The following is a 15956-nucleotide window of genomic DNA, read 5'->3' as shown; positions in this document are numbered from 1 at the left end:
TCGCGTGCCGGCATCCCAGAGTGACCGCGGCGCACAAGCACCGCGGTCGCTTCGTGCTGTCACGCATGCCGCGCCTGCCGACGCACTTCGGGGCCTCACCTCCCAAGAGGCCGCCGAAAGGTCGGCGCAAGGGCTCGCAAACAGCCAGCCGACAGGGACGAGCCGCACGCTCTGGGCGATCGTCCGCTCCAATGCCCTGACCTTCTTCAACGGCGTCGTCCTGGCTGCCTTCTCCATCTTCCTGGTGCTCGGCCGCTGGCAGGATGCACTGTTCGGGCTCACGGCCCTGGCCAACGGGGTCATCGGGGTGTCGCAGGAGTATCGCGCCAAGCGCACCCTTGACCGGCTCAGGATCGTCAATGCTCCCATGGCTCGAGTCCTCCGCGATGGCCGCGAGGCCGAGCTGCCTGCCGAGGAGGTCGTGCTGGACGATCTCCTGACGCTCCGCGCCGGCGATCAGGTCACGGCGGACGCGGAGATCCTCGCGGCGCGCGAGGCCACCGTCGACGAGTCCCTCCTCACGGGAGAGTCAGAGCCCGTGGTCCGAGGCCCAGGGGAGCGCCTCCTGTCCGGTTCGACGCTCGTGGGAGGTTCCGCCGTCGCCCGCGTCACGGCGGTGGGGGAGGCCGCGACCGCGAGCAGGCTCGCCGTCGAGTCGCGGCGGTTCTCGCTCGTCCGGTCCGAGCTGCGAGAATCCCTTGATCGCCTCCTCTCATGGATCGCCTGGGCCGTGCTTCCCTTGGGCGCGCTCGTGCTCAACGCCCAGATGGAGGTTCAGGGCGGCTGGCCGGCTGCGCTCGCCGAGGGCCGGTGGCGGACCGCCGCGGTCGATACTGCCGCGGCCATCATTGCGATGATCCCACTGGGCCTCGTCCTCATGACGAGTGTCGCGTTCGCGGTAGGCGCCGTCAGGCTGGCGCGCGAGCAGGTCCTCGTGCAGGAGCTCCCCGCGGTCGAGGGACTCGCGCGCGTCGACGCCCTGTGCATCGACAAGACCGGGACGCTCACCGGCCGGGACCTCGAGCTCGACGGCGTCTATCCGGCCCTCGCGCGGCCGGTCCCGGACGAGGCGTGGGCCGCGGCCCTCGGATGGTTCGCGGCGGAACCGGGCGCCAATCCCACGGTCCGCTGCCTCGCGCAACGCTTCCCGCCGCCGGCCGGCGTGGACGCGGCGCTCGCGATCGACTTCTCGTCCGCACGGAAGTGGAGCGCCGCGACCCTCGACGGGCCCGCTGCGGGGACGTGGGTGCTCGGGGCGCCCGAGATGGTCGCCGGGCTGCCTGGCTTCCTCCCCACGACGACGACGACGGCGGCGACGGCGGCGGGCGACGGGAGCGGCCCGGCCGCGCGCGACGCCGTCGAACTCGCCGACGAGCTCGCGGGATCGGGCCTCAGAACCCTCCTGCTCGCCCACGCGAGCGCGCCGCTCACCCCGGAGGAGGAGGCCGCCGAACGGCCTCCGGCGGGCCTCCGCGCCGTCGTCGTCCTGGCCTTCCGCGAAAGCCTGCGGGCCGACGCGGCACAGACGATGTCCTATTTCCGCGGCCAGGGGGTGGACGTGTGGATCCTCTCCGGCGATCATCCCCGGACCGTGGCCTCGGTGGCCCGGGCAGTGGGGCTCGACGCCGGCGTCGGCATGGACGCGCGCGAACTCCCGGAGGAGCCAGGAGAGTTCTCCCGCGCTGTCCTCGCCCATCGCGTGCTCGGCCGGGTCACCCCCGAGCAGAAGCGTCGGATCGTCCACGCGCTCCGCGACGCCGGGCACACGGTTGCCATGACCGGCGACGGCGTCAACGACGCGCTTGCCGTCAAAGACGCCGATCTCGGCATCGCGATGGGCTCCGGCTCGGCGGCGACGAAGGCCGTGGCCCGGATCGTCCTGCTCGACGACTCCTTCGCGCACGTTCCCAGCGTCGTCGCCCAAGGACGGCAGGTCATCGCCAACATCGAACGCGTGGCCGTCCTGTTCCTCGCGAAGACGGCGTATTCGATGACGATCTCGATCATGCTCGGCATCCTCGCCGTGCAGACGCCATTCCTTCCGCGGCAGCTCTCAGTGACCGACGGCCTCACGATTGGGATCCCCGCGTTCTTCCTCGCGCTCGTGCCGGACGCGCGGCGCTATCGGCCGGGCTTCCTTCGGCGCGCCGTGGGGTTCGCGCTGCCGAACGGCGCGATCGTCGCCGCGTGCCTGCTTGGGCTCGCCCTCGTCGGAGACTCGGCCGGCCTGGCCATCGACGAGGTCCGCACCGCGACCACGCTCGTCCTGACCGCCGTCGGCCTATGGATCCTCGTGTGCCAGGCGAGGCCGCTCTCGGGGTGGCGGATCGCCGTCGTCCTCGCGATGCCGGTCGCGGCGGGAGTCGCCTACACCATGCCGTGGACACTCGCCTTCCTCGCGTTCGCGGCCCCGCCGGCTTGGTTCGGCGCACTCGCCGCGGGCGTCGCGCTCGCGGGCTGCGCCGCCGTCGAACTCGTGCATCGGCTCCGCACGCGGTCGGCACCGGCTACTTGAGGCTCAGCACATCGTCGATCGGGCGGCCGTTGACGAAGACGCGCGCGCTCGTCGCGCCGGCCGCCGTCATGGCGGTGAACTCGAGCTGTGCCTTGGCCCGCGGGATATCGCACACTCCGCCGAGCGAGAACTGCCCGCTGAGGTTGATCGTGATCGTGCTCCCGTCGAGCTCCCCGCCCTCGTAGACGAGGTTCGACTGGGAGAGGACGTTCACGAGCCCAGACATGCCGATCGTGCGGCTCTTGTTCGCGAGCAGCGTCCGGATGCTGGGGCCGACTTGGTCTGTAAAGCGGACGGGCTCGGTGTGTGTTGCGACAAGGCTGTCGCCGCAGCCGATCAGGGGACCGGACGCGCCGTTGTCGCCGATCGCGACGTAGTAGATCGTGAGCGGAGCCACCTGCTCGGGGAGCCCCGTCGGGGTCGGCTCGGTCGTCGCCGACTCGCTGGGGCTGGGCGGCGCGGACGACGACGGCGAGGCCAGCGTCGGGGACGGCGTCGCCGACGCGCTCGGGCTGGGGGAGGGGCCCGACGCCGTGGCCGGCGCCGAGCCGGAAGTCGAGGGCGAAGCCGATGGCGGACCGAAGCAGCCCGTCAAGCCGAGCAGGATGGACAGTGCCAGACCGCTCAACGCCGAGCGCCGGTGCGTGGCCATGATGATCTCTCTTTGCGTGGATCTCGAGCGGATCGCCTGCGGGTGCGGGCTGCTTTCACACTACGGCTGCGCCGTAGTCCTGCCATGGGACTTTGGTCCGGCGAAATCGGCCTCCGGACAGCAGCTTCGAAGGCTGGACGCGCGGGCCCGGAACGGGACATCATCGCTCATGGGGATCCTCCGAGTGGTCCGGCGATATCCCGTGGTCGCCGCCGGGGTCGCAGTCCTCGTCGCCTCCCTCGGGCTCTCCGCCTCGGGCCAGAGCGCGGGCGCGGAAATCGTGTCGGTGGCCTTCGCAGGTTCTGTCGGGGCGTGGACTTTCGTCGGCATGGTCCGCGACATGGTCCACGGGCGCTGGGGCCTCGACATCCTCGCGGTGACCGCGATCGCGGCGACCCTGGCCGTCGGGGAGTATCTCGCGTCCGTCATCGTCGTGCTCATGCTCACGGGCGGAGGTGCGCTTGAAGACTATGCCGCGGGCCGCGCGAAGCAGGAGCTCACGGCACTCCTCGACCGCGCGCCACGCGACGCGCACCGCGAGCTGCCGGACGGGCGCGTCCAAGAGGTGGACCTCGGCGCCGTGCGTCCGGGCGACGTCCTCGTGGTCCGACCGAACGAAGTCGTGCCCGTGGACGGCCTGCTCATCTCCGCGGCCGGCGTCTTCGACGAGTCGTCGCTCACGGGCGAGAGCTTGCCTGTTGAACGGTCGGCGGGCGATCCGCTCCTGAGCGGGTCGGTCAACGGCACGGGAGCCATCAGGCTGCGCGCCACGGCGACGGCAGACGAGAGCCAGTTCGCGCAGATCGTCGTGCTCGTCCGTCAGGCCGCCGAGAGCAAGGCACCCGTCGTCCGGCTCGCGGATCGCTACGCGGTTCCGTTCACGGTCTTCTCTTTGGTTCTCGCGGGCCTCGGCTGGTGGCTCTCGGGAAGCCCGCTTCGCTTCGCCGAGGTGCTTGTCGTCGCGACCCCGTGCCCACTCCTCATCGCCGCCCCCGTCGCGTTCCTCGGCGGGATGAGCTGCACGGCGAAGAACGGCGTCATCGTCAAGGGCGGGGCCGTGCTCGAGGTCCTCTCGCGAGTCCGGACTGCGGCGTTCGACAAGACGGGAACGCTCACCCAGGGGCGGCCCGAGCTCGTGGGCGTCCGTCCGGAGCCGGGGATCGACGCCGACGAGCTCCTCCGGCTTACGGCCTCCGCCGAGCAGTACTCGACCCACGCGCTCGCGGCGTCCGTCGTCGCGGCCGCGGCCACACGGGGGATCGAGGTCGTCCCGGGCGAGGACGTGACGGAGGTCGCCACCAACGGGGTGGGGGCCCGCGTGGGCGGCCGCGACGTCCTCGTGGGCAAGCGCGCCTACGTCTCGCGCGCGATCCGCGCCGCGCTCGCCGAGCCGGCCCTGCGGCCCGGCGAGCTTGCCGTGCACGTAGCGGTCGACGGCGAGCCGGGCGGCGTCGTCGTCCTCCGCGACACGCCGCGACCCGAGGCTGCCGCGACGCTGGACCGCCTGCGGAGCGCTGGCGTGTCCCAGCTCATCATGCTCACGGGGGACACCCCGGCGACGGCGAGCAGCATCGCCGACGAACTCGGGATGACGGAGGTGCGAGCCGAGCTCCTGCCGCTCGACAAGGTCGACATCGTGCGCAGCGCGTCGCCGCGACCCGTTCTCATGGTGGGCGACGGCGTCAACGACGCGCCCGTCCTCGCCGCAGCCGATGTCGGGATCGCGATGGGCGCTCGCGGCTCGACGGCCGCGAGCGAGTCTGCCGACGCCGTCGTCCTGGTCGAGGACCTCACGCGTGCAGCGGAGGCCGTCGAGATTGCGCAGCGGACCGTCCGCATTGCGCTGCAGTCGATCTGGTTGGGCATCGCGCTGAGCGTGGGGCTCATGGGTGTTGCGCTCACGGGCGCACTGCCTCCCGTCGCGGGCGCGCTCCTTCAGGAACTCGTCGACCTCGCGACGATCCTCAATGCGCTCCGCGCCGTCCGTCCTCCATGGCGGGCGCGGCCGTAGGCCTGTGTGGTCCCTGCGGCTCGTCGAGCCGGACCGTCTCGAGGTACTCGGGGACGCGCGCGGGCCAGCCGAGCTCGTGGCGGATGCGGCGCCGCAGCGCGTCGGAGGCATTCAGCTCGCCATGGGTCACATACGTCATGCGCGGCGGCGTCTCCGCGTGCGCCATCCAGCGGATGATCGCGTCCGCGTCGGCGTGCGCTGAGAGGCTCTCGAGGCTCACGACCTCGGCGCGGACGGCGACATCGCGCCCGTAGACGCGAAGGGACCGTGCGCCGTCCCGGAGGGCGGCCCCGCGCGTCCCGCCGGCCTGGTACCCGCTCAGCACGATGCAGTTCCGAGGATCGTCCGCATACGCCTCGAGATGGTGCAGCACGCGGCCTCCCGTGAGCATTCCGCTCGCCGAGATGATGACCATAGGGCCGCCGCGGAGATTGAGCAGCTTCGAGTCGTCGACGGTCCGGACCATGGTCGGGAGCCGGTACATCTCGCGGAACTCGGCGTCCGTGATCCGATGCTCCTCGCGGTGCCGCTGGTACATCGCGGTCGCGTCGACCGCCATGGGGCTGTTGAGATAGATCGGCACGTCCGGGATGCGATGTCTGCGGCTCAGGCGGGAGAGATGCAGCATGAGCGTCTCTGCGCGTCCGACGGCGAACGAGGCGATGAGCACGACCCCGCCGCGCCGCACGACCCGGCTCACGACGTCGCCGAGTTCGCGTTCGGCGTCCTCGGGCGGATGGGCGCGGTCGCCATAGGTCGATTCCGTCACGAGGACGTCGCAGCGCTCGAGCGGGGCCGGAGGATACATGAGCGGATCGTCGTCGCGTCCCAGGTCGCCTGTGAAATGCGCGGAGTGGCCGCCTGCCTCGAGGTGTACCTGGGCCGCGCCGAGGATGTGGCCCGCACGCCTGAACGTGGCCCTGAGCCCTGCGCCCAGATCGACCGGCTGATCGAAGTCGCACGGCCGGAACTGATCCAGCGAGTGCACGGCGTCCTCGGCCGTGTAGAGGGGGCGGGGACTCGCGTGCCGGGACGATTGGCGCCTCAGCGCCGTCTCGGCCTCTTCCTCCTGAAGGTGCCCGCTGTCCGGGAGGAGGAGGGTGCACAGCTCGGCGGTGCCGTGCGTCGCGAAGACGGGCCCGCGGAAGCCTTCCCGCACGAGCGCGGGGACGTACCCCGTGTGGTCGAGATGGGCGTGGGTGAGGACGACGGCGTCGATCGAGTCGGGGGAGACCGGGAACGGCCGTCGGTTGCGTTCGCGGAGGACCTTGTAGCCCTGGAACAGGCCGCAGTCGATGAGGATGCGCCGGTTCCCGTGCTCGACGAGATAGCGGGAGCCCGTGACCGTGTCCGTTGCGCCGAGGAACCTCAGGCGAGCGCCGTCGTCGTCCATGGATGACCTGCCTTCCTTCCCGACGAGTGTCGCCGCAGACCGGGGTTCCGGAACAGGGCCAAAGGGCCCGCTCAAGCGCGGGGGAGCAGGGGCCTTTGGACCCGTCGCTACGGAAGGGGACGAAAGTCCCGGGACGCCCTGGCCTCGGCGTCCGCGACGATCGGGAGCGTTCGCACGAAGGTGTCCGGATTGAGGGAGATCGAGTCGATGCCGAGGGCGACGAGGAATTCGGCAAAGTCGGGATGGTCGCTCGGCCCCTGGCCGCAGATGCCGATGCGGATCCCGGCCGCGTGGGCTCTCGCGACGGCGTCCGCGATCATCGAGGTGACGGCTGCATCGCGCTCGTCGAAGAGCAAGGCAAGCTGCTCCGAATCGCGGTCGACGCCGAGGACGAGCTGTGTGAGGTCGTTCGATCCGATCGAGAAGCCGTCGAAGCGCGCCGCGAACTGCTCGGCGAGGATCACGTTCGAGGGGATCTCGCACATGACGTACACCTCAAGGCCGTTGTCGCCACGGGCGAGGCCGTTCTCCGCCATGATGGCGAGGACCGCGTCCGCTTCGGCCGGCGTGCGGCAGAACGGCACCATGACCACGATGTTCCGGAACCCGAGTTCCTCGCGAGCCTTCCGGAGGGCTCGGCATTCGAGGGCGAAGCCTTCACGGTAACGGGGATCGTGGTACCGCGACGCCCCGCGGAAGCCGAGCATCGGATTCTCCTCGTGCTCCTCGAAGGCCGCGCCGCCCACGAGGTGGGCGTATTCGTTGGTCTTGAAATCGCTCAGTCGAACGATCGTGGGCGCCGGGTGGAAGGTGCTCGCGATCTTGGCGATGCCGCGGGCGAGGGAGTCCACGAAGTAGTCCGCGGGATCGGCGTAGCCGCGCGCCAGTTCACGGATCGCCTGCGCGTCCGCCACATCGGCGACCCGCTCGGGGTGGACGAGGGCCATGGGGTGGACGCGGATGAGGCTTCCGATGATGAACTCCATGCGCGCGAGGCCCACGCCGGCCGCAGGCAGGCGCCACCACCGGAAGGCTGCGGACGGGTCGGCGAGATTGACCATGAGGTGCGTCCTCGTCGAGGGGAGCTCGCCGACGTCGACCTCTTCCGTGTGGAACGGCAGGCGACCGTCGAGCACGAGTCCTTCCGCGCCCTCCGCGCACGAGACGGTGACCGGTGCCGCGTCGGCGATCGCGGAGGTCCCGTGGACGGTCCCGACAACGGCCGGCACCCCGAGCTCGCGGCTCACGATGGCCGCGTGGCTCGTAGGCCCGCCGTGATCGGTGACGATCGCCGACGCCCGCTTCATGACGGGAACCCAGTCCGGGTCCGTCATGGCCGTGACAAGGACCGATCCGTCGCGGAAGCGCTTGATGTCGCGCACGTCCGAGAGGACGCACGCCTCGCCGCCGGCGATCCCGTCTCCGACGGCCGCGCCGCGCGCGAGGACCGTCCCCGCGCCGTCGAGGTGATGGACGCGCAGCACGGACTGGCTGCGCGCCGAATGCACGGTCTCGGGCCGCGCCTGGACCATGAAGAGCTCGCCCGTCGTCCCATCCTTCGCCCACTCCATGTCCATGGGACGGCCGTAGTGGTCCTGCACGGCGACGGCCCACCGCGCAAGCTGGAGGATCTCGTCGTCATCGAGCACGCGCGCTTCCCGCTCGGCCGGCGACGTCTCGACAAGGAGCGTCCCCACGCCCTGGGGCGCGAGGATGAGCTTGCGCTCCTTCTGCCCGATGGCGCTGCCGATGATCGGGCGGAGCGAGGAATCGCTGAGGAGTGGGGAGAAGACCTCGTACTTGTCCGGGTTGACACTTCCCTGGACCACCGTCTCGCCGAGGCCCCACGCCGCGCTGATCACGACGACGCGCGGGAAGCCGGATTCCGGGTCGAGCGAGAAGATGACGCCCGAGCCGCCCACATCCGACCGGACCATCTGCTGGATGCCGACCGACAGCGCGACATCGAGGTGGTCGATGCCCCGGAGTTCTCGGTAGACGATCGCGCGGTCCGTGAAGAGGGACGCGTAGCAGCGTCGGCACGCATCCAGGAGCTCGCGTTCTCCGACGACATTGAGGAACGTCTCCTGCTGCCCCGCGAAGCTCGCCTCGGGGAGGTCTTCCGCCGTCGCACTGCTGCGCACGGCCACGGCCGGCAGGTCATGGCCGATGCGGCGTGCGAGGGCGCGGTACGCGCCGAGGACGGCGTCCGCCGTCGGGGTGGGAAATGCGCCGGCCAGCACAAGCCCACGAGCCCGCCGACCGGTCTCGGCGAGGCTTTCCCGCCCCTCGCGATAGGCCGACAGCGCCGCGCCGAGCGGGGCGCGGAGGCCGTTGGCGTCGAGGAATCCGCGGTAGGCCGCGGCGGTCACAGCGAAGCCGTCCGGAACGGCGACCTTCGCGTCCCTGAGCCCCCGGATGAGTTCGCCGAGGGAGGCGTTCTTCCCGCCCACGAGGGGGACGTCCGCGATGCTGACGCTGTCGAAGGCGAGAACCAGCTCGCTGGGAGCAGGCATGGCGTGTCCTCAGACCAGGGCCGTGAGAGCGGCCACTGCGTCGAGCACGCGCTCGCAGGCGGAGGCCGAAATGCCGCAGTGGGGGTAGAACTGGGCGACCTCGAGGCAGGATTCCCGGCACAGCGAGCACCATTCGGACAGGATGCGCAGGATCGAGCCAGGCGTGTTCCCGAAGTCTGAGCCGAACCGCGAGAGGATCTGGACCGCCGCCGCGCACACGGAGGCGCAATTCTGCTGGGCGCGGATGACGCTGCGCAATTCGGCGACGGCAGGTTCCTCGAGACAGCTGTCGGCACCGGACGTACAGATCTGCGCGCAGGCGAGCGCGGCGTCGATGCAGTCTCCGAGGGCGGTCCGCTCGGTCTCTCCCATGTCGGGGGCTGCAGGGTGGACAACGAGTGCCTGGCGAGACGTGGACATGACGGGCTCCTCGGGCTCATGCGGAAGCGTGATGCTGACAGCTTTCGATTGTTCGCCGCCGGAGCGGGGGGTTGAAGAGGCTTTGGTCCCGCGCAGTGCGTGATGCGGAGCTAGTGCTTGCGCGTGACCGGTGGGCATACTCTGTGGTGGAGGTGCACGTGGACGCACAGGGCGAGGGTGGAGGCGGCTCCGTCTTCCCGGAGGCCGCCGCAGGCCGGATCGAGGATCTGCTGCGGCAGTTCGTTTCGCGTGCCCATGAGCTGCTCGACACCCAGGAGCGGATGCGCGGCCTGGTCTCGGCCGTCGTGCCGCTTGCGGAAGACCTCGACCTCGCGGTCGTGCTGCACCGCGTCGTGAACGCCGCCCGCGATCTCGTGAGGGCCGAATACGGCGCGCTCGGCGTCCTGGCCCCCGACGGCACCGCCCTGAGCCACTTCATCACGGCGGGCATCCCGGATGAGCTCATCCGCGCCATCGGGCCGCTTCCCACCGGGCATGGCGTGCTCGGCCTTCTCATCCGCGAGCCGCACCCACTGCGGCTCCATGACCTCGGAACCCATCCCGAGTCCCACGGCTTCCCGGCTCACCATCCCCGCATGAGCTCATTCCTCGGGGTCCCGATCAGGGTCGGCGACGAGGTCTTCGGGAACCTCTACCTGACTGAGAAGCGGGGCGGCGGCGATTTCACGGCCGAGGACGAGGATCTGGTCGTCGCCCTCGCGGCCGCCGCCGGCGTCGCCATCCAGAACGCGCGCCTCTTCGACGACACGGCGCGGCGCGAGCGCTGGCTCGAGTCGAGCATGGAGGTCGCCGGAACGCTCTTGGACGCCGAGGACCTCGACGAGGCCGTCGGGGGCGTCGCGGCAGAGGCCCTGAGGGTTTCGGATTCCGCGATGTCCGCGATCCTCAAGCCGTGGGGGACCGGGCGCGAGCTCTCCTGGGGCGCGAGAGCCGGCGAAGGATGGGCCACGCTTGACTCGGCGGCGCTCGCGTCCGCCGCCGGGCGCGCCGCCCAGGTCGCGTCCTCAGGCAAGGTGGCCGTGGTTCCGGCCGCGGAGCTCTTCGGAGACGGCCCGGCCGTCCGATTCCTGCGCGAGGCCCTCCTCGTGCCCTTCGGCCACGGGACGCAGGACCAGGGGGCGCTGCTGCTCGCCCGCGGTGCGGGCGCGGCGGCTTTCCCGGCGGTCGACGTCGAGATCGCCCCGGTCTTCTGCGGGTATGCGTCGCTCGCCCTGCAGGTCGCACGCTCCCATCGGCTGCGCGAGGAGCTTCTCGTCGTCACGGACCGGGACCGCATCGCGCGCGATCTCCACGATGTCGTCATCCAGCGGCTCTTCGCGGCCGGCCTGAGCCTCCAGGGGCTCCGGCGCTTCATCCCGCCTGGCTCTGCCGAGGACAAGGTCGACCAGATCACGGCGGAACTCGACGACACGATCTTCTCGCTGCGCAGCACGATCTATTCGCTCAACGAGGCGCGGGCCCGCGACAGCCTGAGCGTGCGCCTCGTCCGCGCGGTCCAAGACGGGGCGGTCTCCTTGCGCAGGGCGCCGCGCGTCGAGCTGAGCGGACCGATCGACACCGCAGTTCCGGCCGACGTCGCCGATCAGGCGCTCGCGGTGCTCTCCGAGGGTGTCTCGAACGCGGTGCGGCACGCCGACGCCGACACACTGTGGGTTTCGGCGGGCGTGGCCGACGGCGAGTTCGAGCTCGTCGTGGTCGACGACGGGAAGGGCCTTGGCGAGGTCAGCCGCCGCAGCGGGCTCAAGAATGTCGAGGAGCGCGCTGCCGAACTCGGCGGCGAATTCGAGGTGGGCCCAGCGGACGACGGCGGGACTCGCTTCCGCTGGGCCGTTCCGCTTCCGAGCGGGTGACGGCGCGCTAGCGTTCTGGGTGGCTCCGGGCGATGAAGAGGGCGGCTTGGGTACGGCGCTCGTAGCCGAGCTTCGCAAGGAGCGATGAGACGTAGTTCTTGACTGTCTTCTCCGCGAGGAAGAGCTTGGCTCCGATCTCCCGGTTGGTCATCCCCTCTCCGATGAGCTCGAGCACGCGGCGCTCCTGCGGGCTCAGCAGCGAGAGCCTCGGATCGGCGTCCGGGTGGCGCGCGATTCCGTTCAGGATCCTCGCCTTCTCCGCGGGGTTGAAGAGGGACTCGCCTCGGGCCGCCCGGCGCAGCGACGTGAGGAGCTCCGTTCCGCGGATCTCCTTGAGCACGTAGCCGCTTGCGCCCGCGAGGACGGCGCCGCGCAGGGACTGCTCGTCGTCGTAGCTCGAGAGCATGACGCACGGAATGCTCGGATCGATCGTGTGGACGTCGCGGCAGACTTCGATGCCCGTGCCGTCGGGAAGCCGTACATCCAGGACCGCGAGGTCAGGCCTGAGTGCGGGGATACGCCGCGTGGCCTCGGCCGCGCTGCCCGACGTCCCGACCACTTCGAAGCCCTCGCCTTCGAGGAGTTCCTTGAGCCCGCGCCGCACCAGTTCGTGGTCGTCCAGGATGTAGACGCGAAGCCGCGCGCCCTCGGTGTTCTGCAAAGACTCGTTCACGATTCCCTCCCCTCAGATCGGTCCCAACCGCCAACCCTCGCTCCATTCTGGCCCCGCCCGTGGGCCTCGGATAGGGACTTTGGGCCGGGTGCCGCGCGGGCCGCGTCGAGGCGAAGCCGTCCAGGACTGCGATTTGCGCATCACGGCCTACTCGCGAGTAGGCCGCTTGATTTCGCGATGCAGGTGATTGGGTTTTCCCAATCGGAAGCCGGCAACAGCGCGGTGATGCGAGAAATCTGAAAGATATGTTGCAGCTCGATAACAACCTGAATCTGAAACGTAGCTTTCGTAGCCAGCCGGGCCACTCTGTGCGTAGGCTGTGTGGCATGTGAGGCGCGCCACGTCCCTGTCTCTGGGGGAGGGCCGTCCGGTCGGGTTCATCCGGCACTGACATTCATGGAACAAGGAGGCGGAATGCGTTTCGGGCGTATTTCGAAGGCGATCGGGCTTGCGGCAGTTGCTGCACTTGCGCTCAGCGCCTGCGCTACCCAGGGCGGAGCTCCGGCGGCATCGTCGAGTGGCGCCGCTGCCAAGCAGGGCGGCACTGCCACTGTCGTCGAGGTCAACGCGTTCAACACGTTCAACCCTGAGACAGCTGACGGCAACACCGACATCAACTCGAAGATCAGCCTCGCGACCCACTGGGGCTTCTACTACATCGACAATCAGCTGAAGGTCGTCCACAACGACAAGTTCGGCAAGTACGAGAAGACCTCGGACAATCCGCTCACGGTCAAGTACACCCTCAACGACGGCGTCAAGTGGTCCGACGGCACCCCCGTGACGGCCTACGACGTCGCCCTCAACTGGGCTGCGAACTCCGCATGGTTCGACGATGCGAGCCCCGACGGCAAGAAGGGTACGAGCTACTTCTCCACGGCGGGCGACCCGACCGGCCTCAACAACACGAACTTCCCCGAGGTCTCCTCCGACGGGAAGACGTTCACCCTGACGTACACCACGCCGTACGCTGACTGGGAGACCGCGATCGGCGCCAACAACGGCACGATCGACGTCCCGGCGCACGTCGTCGCGAAGAAGGCCGGCCTCGCAGACGCCAAGGCCCTCTTCGATCTCATGAAGGGCCTCAAGAAGGGCGACCCGAGCAACCCGCAGCCGGCGAACGAGACGCTCAAGAAGGCCGGCGACTTCTACAACACGGGCTTCGACACGAAGACCCTCCCGAGCGACACGAGCCTGTTCCTCTCGAACGGCCCGTACGTCGTCAAGGACATCGTGGCCGACCAGTCGATGACCCTCGTGCGGAACAAGGACTTCACGTGGGGCCCGACTCCGAACCTCGACCAGATCACGATCCGCTACATCGGCTCGGCTCCGGCGCAGATCCAGGCGCTCAAGAACGGCGAGGCAGACATCATCGCCCCGCAGGCCTCCTCGGACACGATCCAGCAGCTCAAGGCGATCCCCGGCGTCACGGTTGACCAGGGCCACCAGCTCTCGTACGACCACATCGACCTGAACTTCTCGGGTCCGCTCGCCGACAAGGACGTCCGCACGGCGTTCATGCTCACGGTTCCCCGCCAGGACATCGTGGACAAGATCATCAAGCAGATGGACCCGAACGCGAAGCCGCTCGACTCGCAGCTCTTCGTGCCGGATCAGGCGGCCTACGCCGACTCCGTCAAGAACAACGGCTCGTCCGCGTACGACCAGGTCAACATCGACAAGGCGAAGCAGCTTCTGGCTGGCAAGACCCCGACGATCAAGATCATGTACAACAAGGACAACCCGAACCGTGTTGACGCCTACACCCTCATCGCGGCAAGTGCGACGAAGGCAGGCTTCAACATCGTCGACGGCGGCCTCGGCAAGTCTGACTGGGGCAAGGCGCTCGGCAAGGGCGGCTACGACGCGACGATCTTCGGCTGGATCAACCCGGGCGTCGGCGTCCAGGGCGTTCCGCAGATCTTCAAGACGGGCAACGGCTCGAACTTCAACAAGTTCTCCGACCCGGAGGCCGACAAGCTCATGACGCAGCTCGTCCAGACGACGGACGCAGCCAAGCAGGTCGACCTCGAGAAGCAGATCGACCAGAAGATCTGGGCCGCCTCCTACGGCGTCCCGCTCTTCCAGGCGGTCGGCGTGGACGCGTACAGCGACAAGGTCACTGGCGTGAAGTACATGCCGAACAGCAGCGGCGTGTGGTGGAACTTCTGGGAGTGGGCCGCGAAGTAGCCCCTTCTGAGTTCTGATGCTTGCGGGGCGCCGGGACCGAGCTAGTGGTCCCGGCGCTTCGCAGCGCCCCGGCACATCCCCGCCACCCGCCGTCGGGCTTCCGCCGACCGCGGACTTCCGTTCACGGCCCCTTCACGAGCAGCCCAGCACCTACCGGGCAGCTGACATTCGAGGTACAACGAAACATGGTGACATACGTCGTCCGGCGCCTCATCACCGCAGCACTGATCCTCCTCGGCGCATCCTTCTTGGTGTACAACCTCACCGCGCTCTCAGGGGATCCGCTCGAGGATCTGAGGACCAACCCCAACGCAGCGCAGCTCATGCAGTCGCGCTCCCAGCTCTTGGATCTGTCCACCCCGGCCCCCATCCGCTACTTCAAGTGGCTCGGCGGTGCGGCCGGCTGCCTCGTGGGCAATTGCGATCTTGGCAAGAACATCGCCGGCCAGCCTGTCACGCAGGCCCTCGGTCAGGCCCTCGTCCAGACCCTGACCCTCGTCACGGGCGCGGCCGTGCTCGCGATCCTCATCGGCATCGCGCTCGGCATCATCACGGCCCTCCGCCAGTACAGCGCCCTCGACTACGGCGTGACCTTCATGGCGTTCCTCTTCTTCTCGCTGCCGATCTTCTGGGTCGCCGTCCTGCTCAAGGAATTCGGCGCGATCGGCTTCAACAACTTCCTCGCGCACCCCGACATCCCGTTGCCTGTGGCCCTTGCCATCGGCCTCGTCTTCGGGATCATCGCGGCAGTGGTATCGAGCGGGGCATTCCGCCGGCGCCTCATCGTCGGTGCGATCGTGTTTGCCTTCGTGACGACCGTCCTCTTCGTCGCGGGCATTTCGCAGTGGTTCCGCACCCCGGCCCTCGGCCTCGGCGTCATCATCCCTGCCGGCGTCGGCATCGCCTTCGGGACGACCGTGCTCGTCGCGGGCCTCCAGAACCGGCGGGCCCTGTACGCGACCCTCACGACGGTCGCGGTCGGCGTCGCCCTCTATTTCCCGATCCAGCCGCTCCTCGACCTCGCGACCCCGCTCATGATCTTCATCCTCGCGGTCGTCGCCGTGCTCGTCGGCGTCGCCGCAGGCTACTTCTGGGGAGGCTACGACCGCAGCCAGGGCATGCGCGCCGCCGGCATCACGGCGTTCGTCGTGGCGGCCATGGTGCTCCTCGACCGCTTCATGCAGTCGTGGCCCGCCTACTTCGACAACAGCAAGATCCGTGGGCGCCCCGTCGCGACGATCGGCGCCTCGACCCCGAATCTCCAAGGCGATTTCTGGCTCTCCGGCATCGACGGGTTCACGCACCTCGTGCTGCCGACCATCGCGCTCATCCTCATCTCGCTCGCGAGCTACACGCGCTACACGCGATCGTCGATGCTCGAGGTCATGAACATGGACTACATCCGCACGGCGCGGGCGAAGGGCGTGAGCGAGCGTTCCGTCATCATGCGGCACGCGTTCCGCAACGCGCTCATCCCGATCTCGACCGTCGTCGCGCTCGACATCGGCCAGCTCATCGGCGGCGCGGTCATCACCGAGACCGTCTTCTCGGTGCGCGGCATGGGCTTCATGTTCCTCGACGGCATCTCCCACGTGGATCCGAACCCCGTCATGGGCGTCTTCGCGTGCGTCGCGATCACGGCCCTCGCGTTCAACCTCATCGCGGACCTCGTGTACTCCGCGCTCGATCCTCGCGTAAGGGTGAAGTGA

The 15956-nt window shown here is 69.3% G+C and carries 10 protein-coding genes; 5 read left to right on the top strand and 5 right to left on the bottom strand.

The genetic code is table 11. From position 1 onward, the window contains the following. Positions 1 to 4 precede the first annotated feature (4 nt). Entirely contained in the window at positions 5 to 2515 is a 2511-nt protein-coding gene (locus tag SPF06_RS00690) for an HAD-IC family P-type ATPase (RefSeq protein ID WP_323276993.1), read from the top strand. Here SPF06_RS00690 and SPF06_RS00685 read toward each other — a convergent pair. Next, positions 2508 to 2912: a hypothetical protein gene (locus SPF06_RS00685; RefSeq protein WP_323276992.1), complete on the bottom strand. Its 405-nt coding sequence runs from the start codon at positions 2910 to 2912 to the stop codon at positions 2508 to 2510. The genes SPF06_RS00690 and SPF06_RS00685 overlap by 8 nt on opposite strands. Between SPF06_RS00685 and SPF06_RS00680 the strand changes: the two genes are divergently transcribed. After that, positions 2899 to 5178 carry a heavy metal translocating P-type ATPase gene (locus SPF06_RS00680; RefSeq protein WP_323276991.1) on the top strand — a complete coding sequence of 760 codons (2280 nt, stop codon included), beginning with the start codon at positions 2899 to 2901 and terminating at the stop codon, positions 5176 to 5178. The two genes, SPF06_RS00685 and SPF06_RS00680, sit on opposite strands and share 14 nt — an antisense overlap. Here the strand turns inward: SPF06_RS00680 and SPF06_RS00675 are convergent. From SPF06_RS00675 to SPF06_RS00665, 3 genes are all read right to left on the bottom strand, one after another. After that, a complete protein-coding gene (locus tag SPF06_RS00675; RefSeq protein ID WP_323276990.1) occupies positions 5132 to 6571 on the bottom strand; it encodes an MBL fold metallo-hydrolase in 1440 nt (479 codons plus the stop codon). The two genes, SPF06_RS00680 and SPF06_RS00675, sit on opposite strands and share 47 nt — an antisense overlap. 107 nt (positions 6572 to 6678) lie before the next feature. Continuing rightward, positions 6679 to 9087, bottom strand: a complete 2409-nt coding sequence (gene ppsA, locus SPF06_RS00670; RefSeq protein WP_323276989.1) for a phosphoenolpyruvate synthase — start codon at positions 9085 to 9087, stop codon at positions 6679 to 6681. Between the two features lie 9 nt (positions 9088 to 9096). Beyond that, the gene (locus SPF06_RS00665) at positions 9097 to 9507 is read right to left on the bottom strand and encodes a four-helix bundle copper-binding protein (RefSeq protein WP_323276988.1); all 411 of its coding nucleotides are present in this window, start codon (positions 9505 to 9507) and stop codon (positions 9097 to 9099) included. A gap of 158 nt (positions 9508 to 9665) precedes the next feature. Between SPF06_RS00665 and SPF06_RS00660 the strand changes: the two genes are divergently transcribed. Then, positions 9666 to 11378, top strand: a complete 1713-nt coding sequence (locus tag SPF06_RS00660; RefSeq protein WP_323276987.1) for a GAF domain-containing sensor histidine kinase — start codon at positions 9666 to 9668, stop codon at positions 11376 to 11378. Positions 11379 to 11385: 7 nt separating this feature from the next. Here the strand turns inward: SPF06_RS00660 and SPF06_RS00655 are convergent, their stop codons facing one another. Then, positions 11386 to 12051, bottom strand: a complete 666-nt coding sequence (locus SPF06_RS00655) for a response regulator transcription factor (RefSeq protein ID WP_323276986.1) — start codon at positions 12049 to 12051, stop codon at positions 11386 to 11388. Positions 12052 to 12465: 414 nt separating this feature from the next. Here SPF06_RS00655 and SPF06_RS00650 point away from each other — a divergent pair, with 414 nt between their 5' ends. Then, the gene (locus SPF06_RS00650) at positions 12466 to 14247 is read left to right on the top strand and encodes an ABC transporter family substrate-binding protein (protein ID WP_323276985.1); all 1782 of its coding nucleotides are present in this window, start codon (positions 12466 to 12468) and stop codon (positions 14245 to 14247) included. 185 nt (positions 14248 to 14432) lie between these two features. Beyond that, entirely contained in the window at positions 14433 to 15956 is a 1524-nt protein-coding gene (locus SPF06_RS00645; RefSeq protein ID WP_323276984.1) for an ABC transporter permease, read from the top strand.

The organism is Sinomonas terricola (genome assembly GCF_034931225.1).
Classification (GTDB): domain Bacteria; phylum Actinomycetota; class Actinomycetes; order Actinomycetales; family Micrococcaceae; genus Sinomonas; species Sinomonas terricola.
Note: the sequence above shows the minus strand (reverse complement) of the source record. Positions and strands in the feature narration are given on the sequence as shown.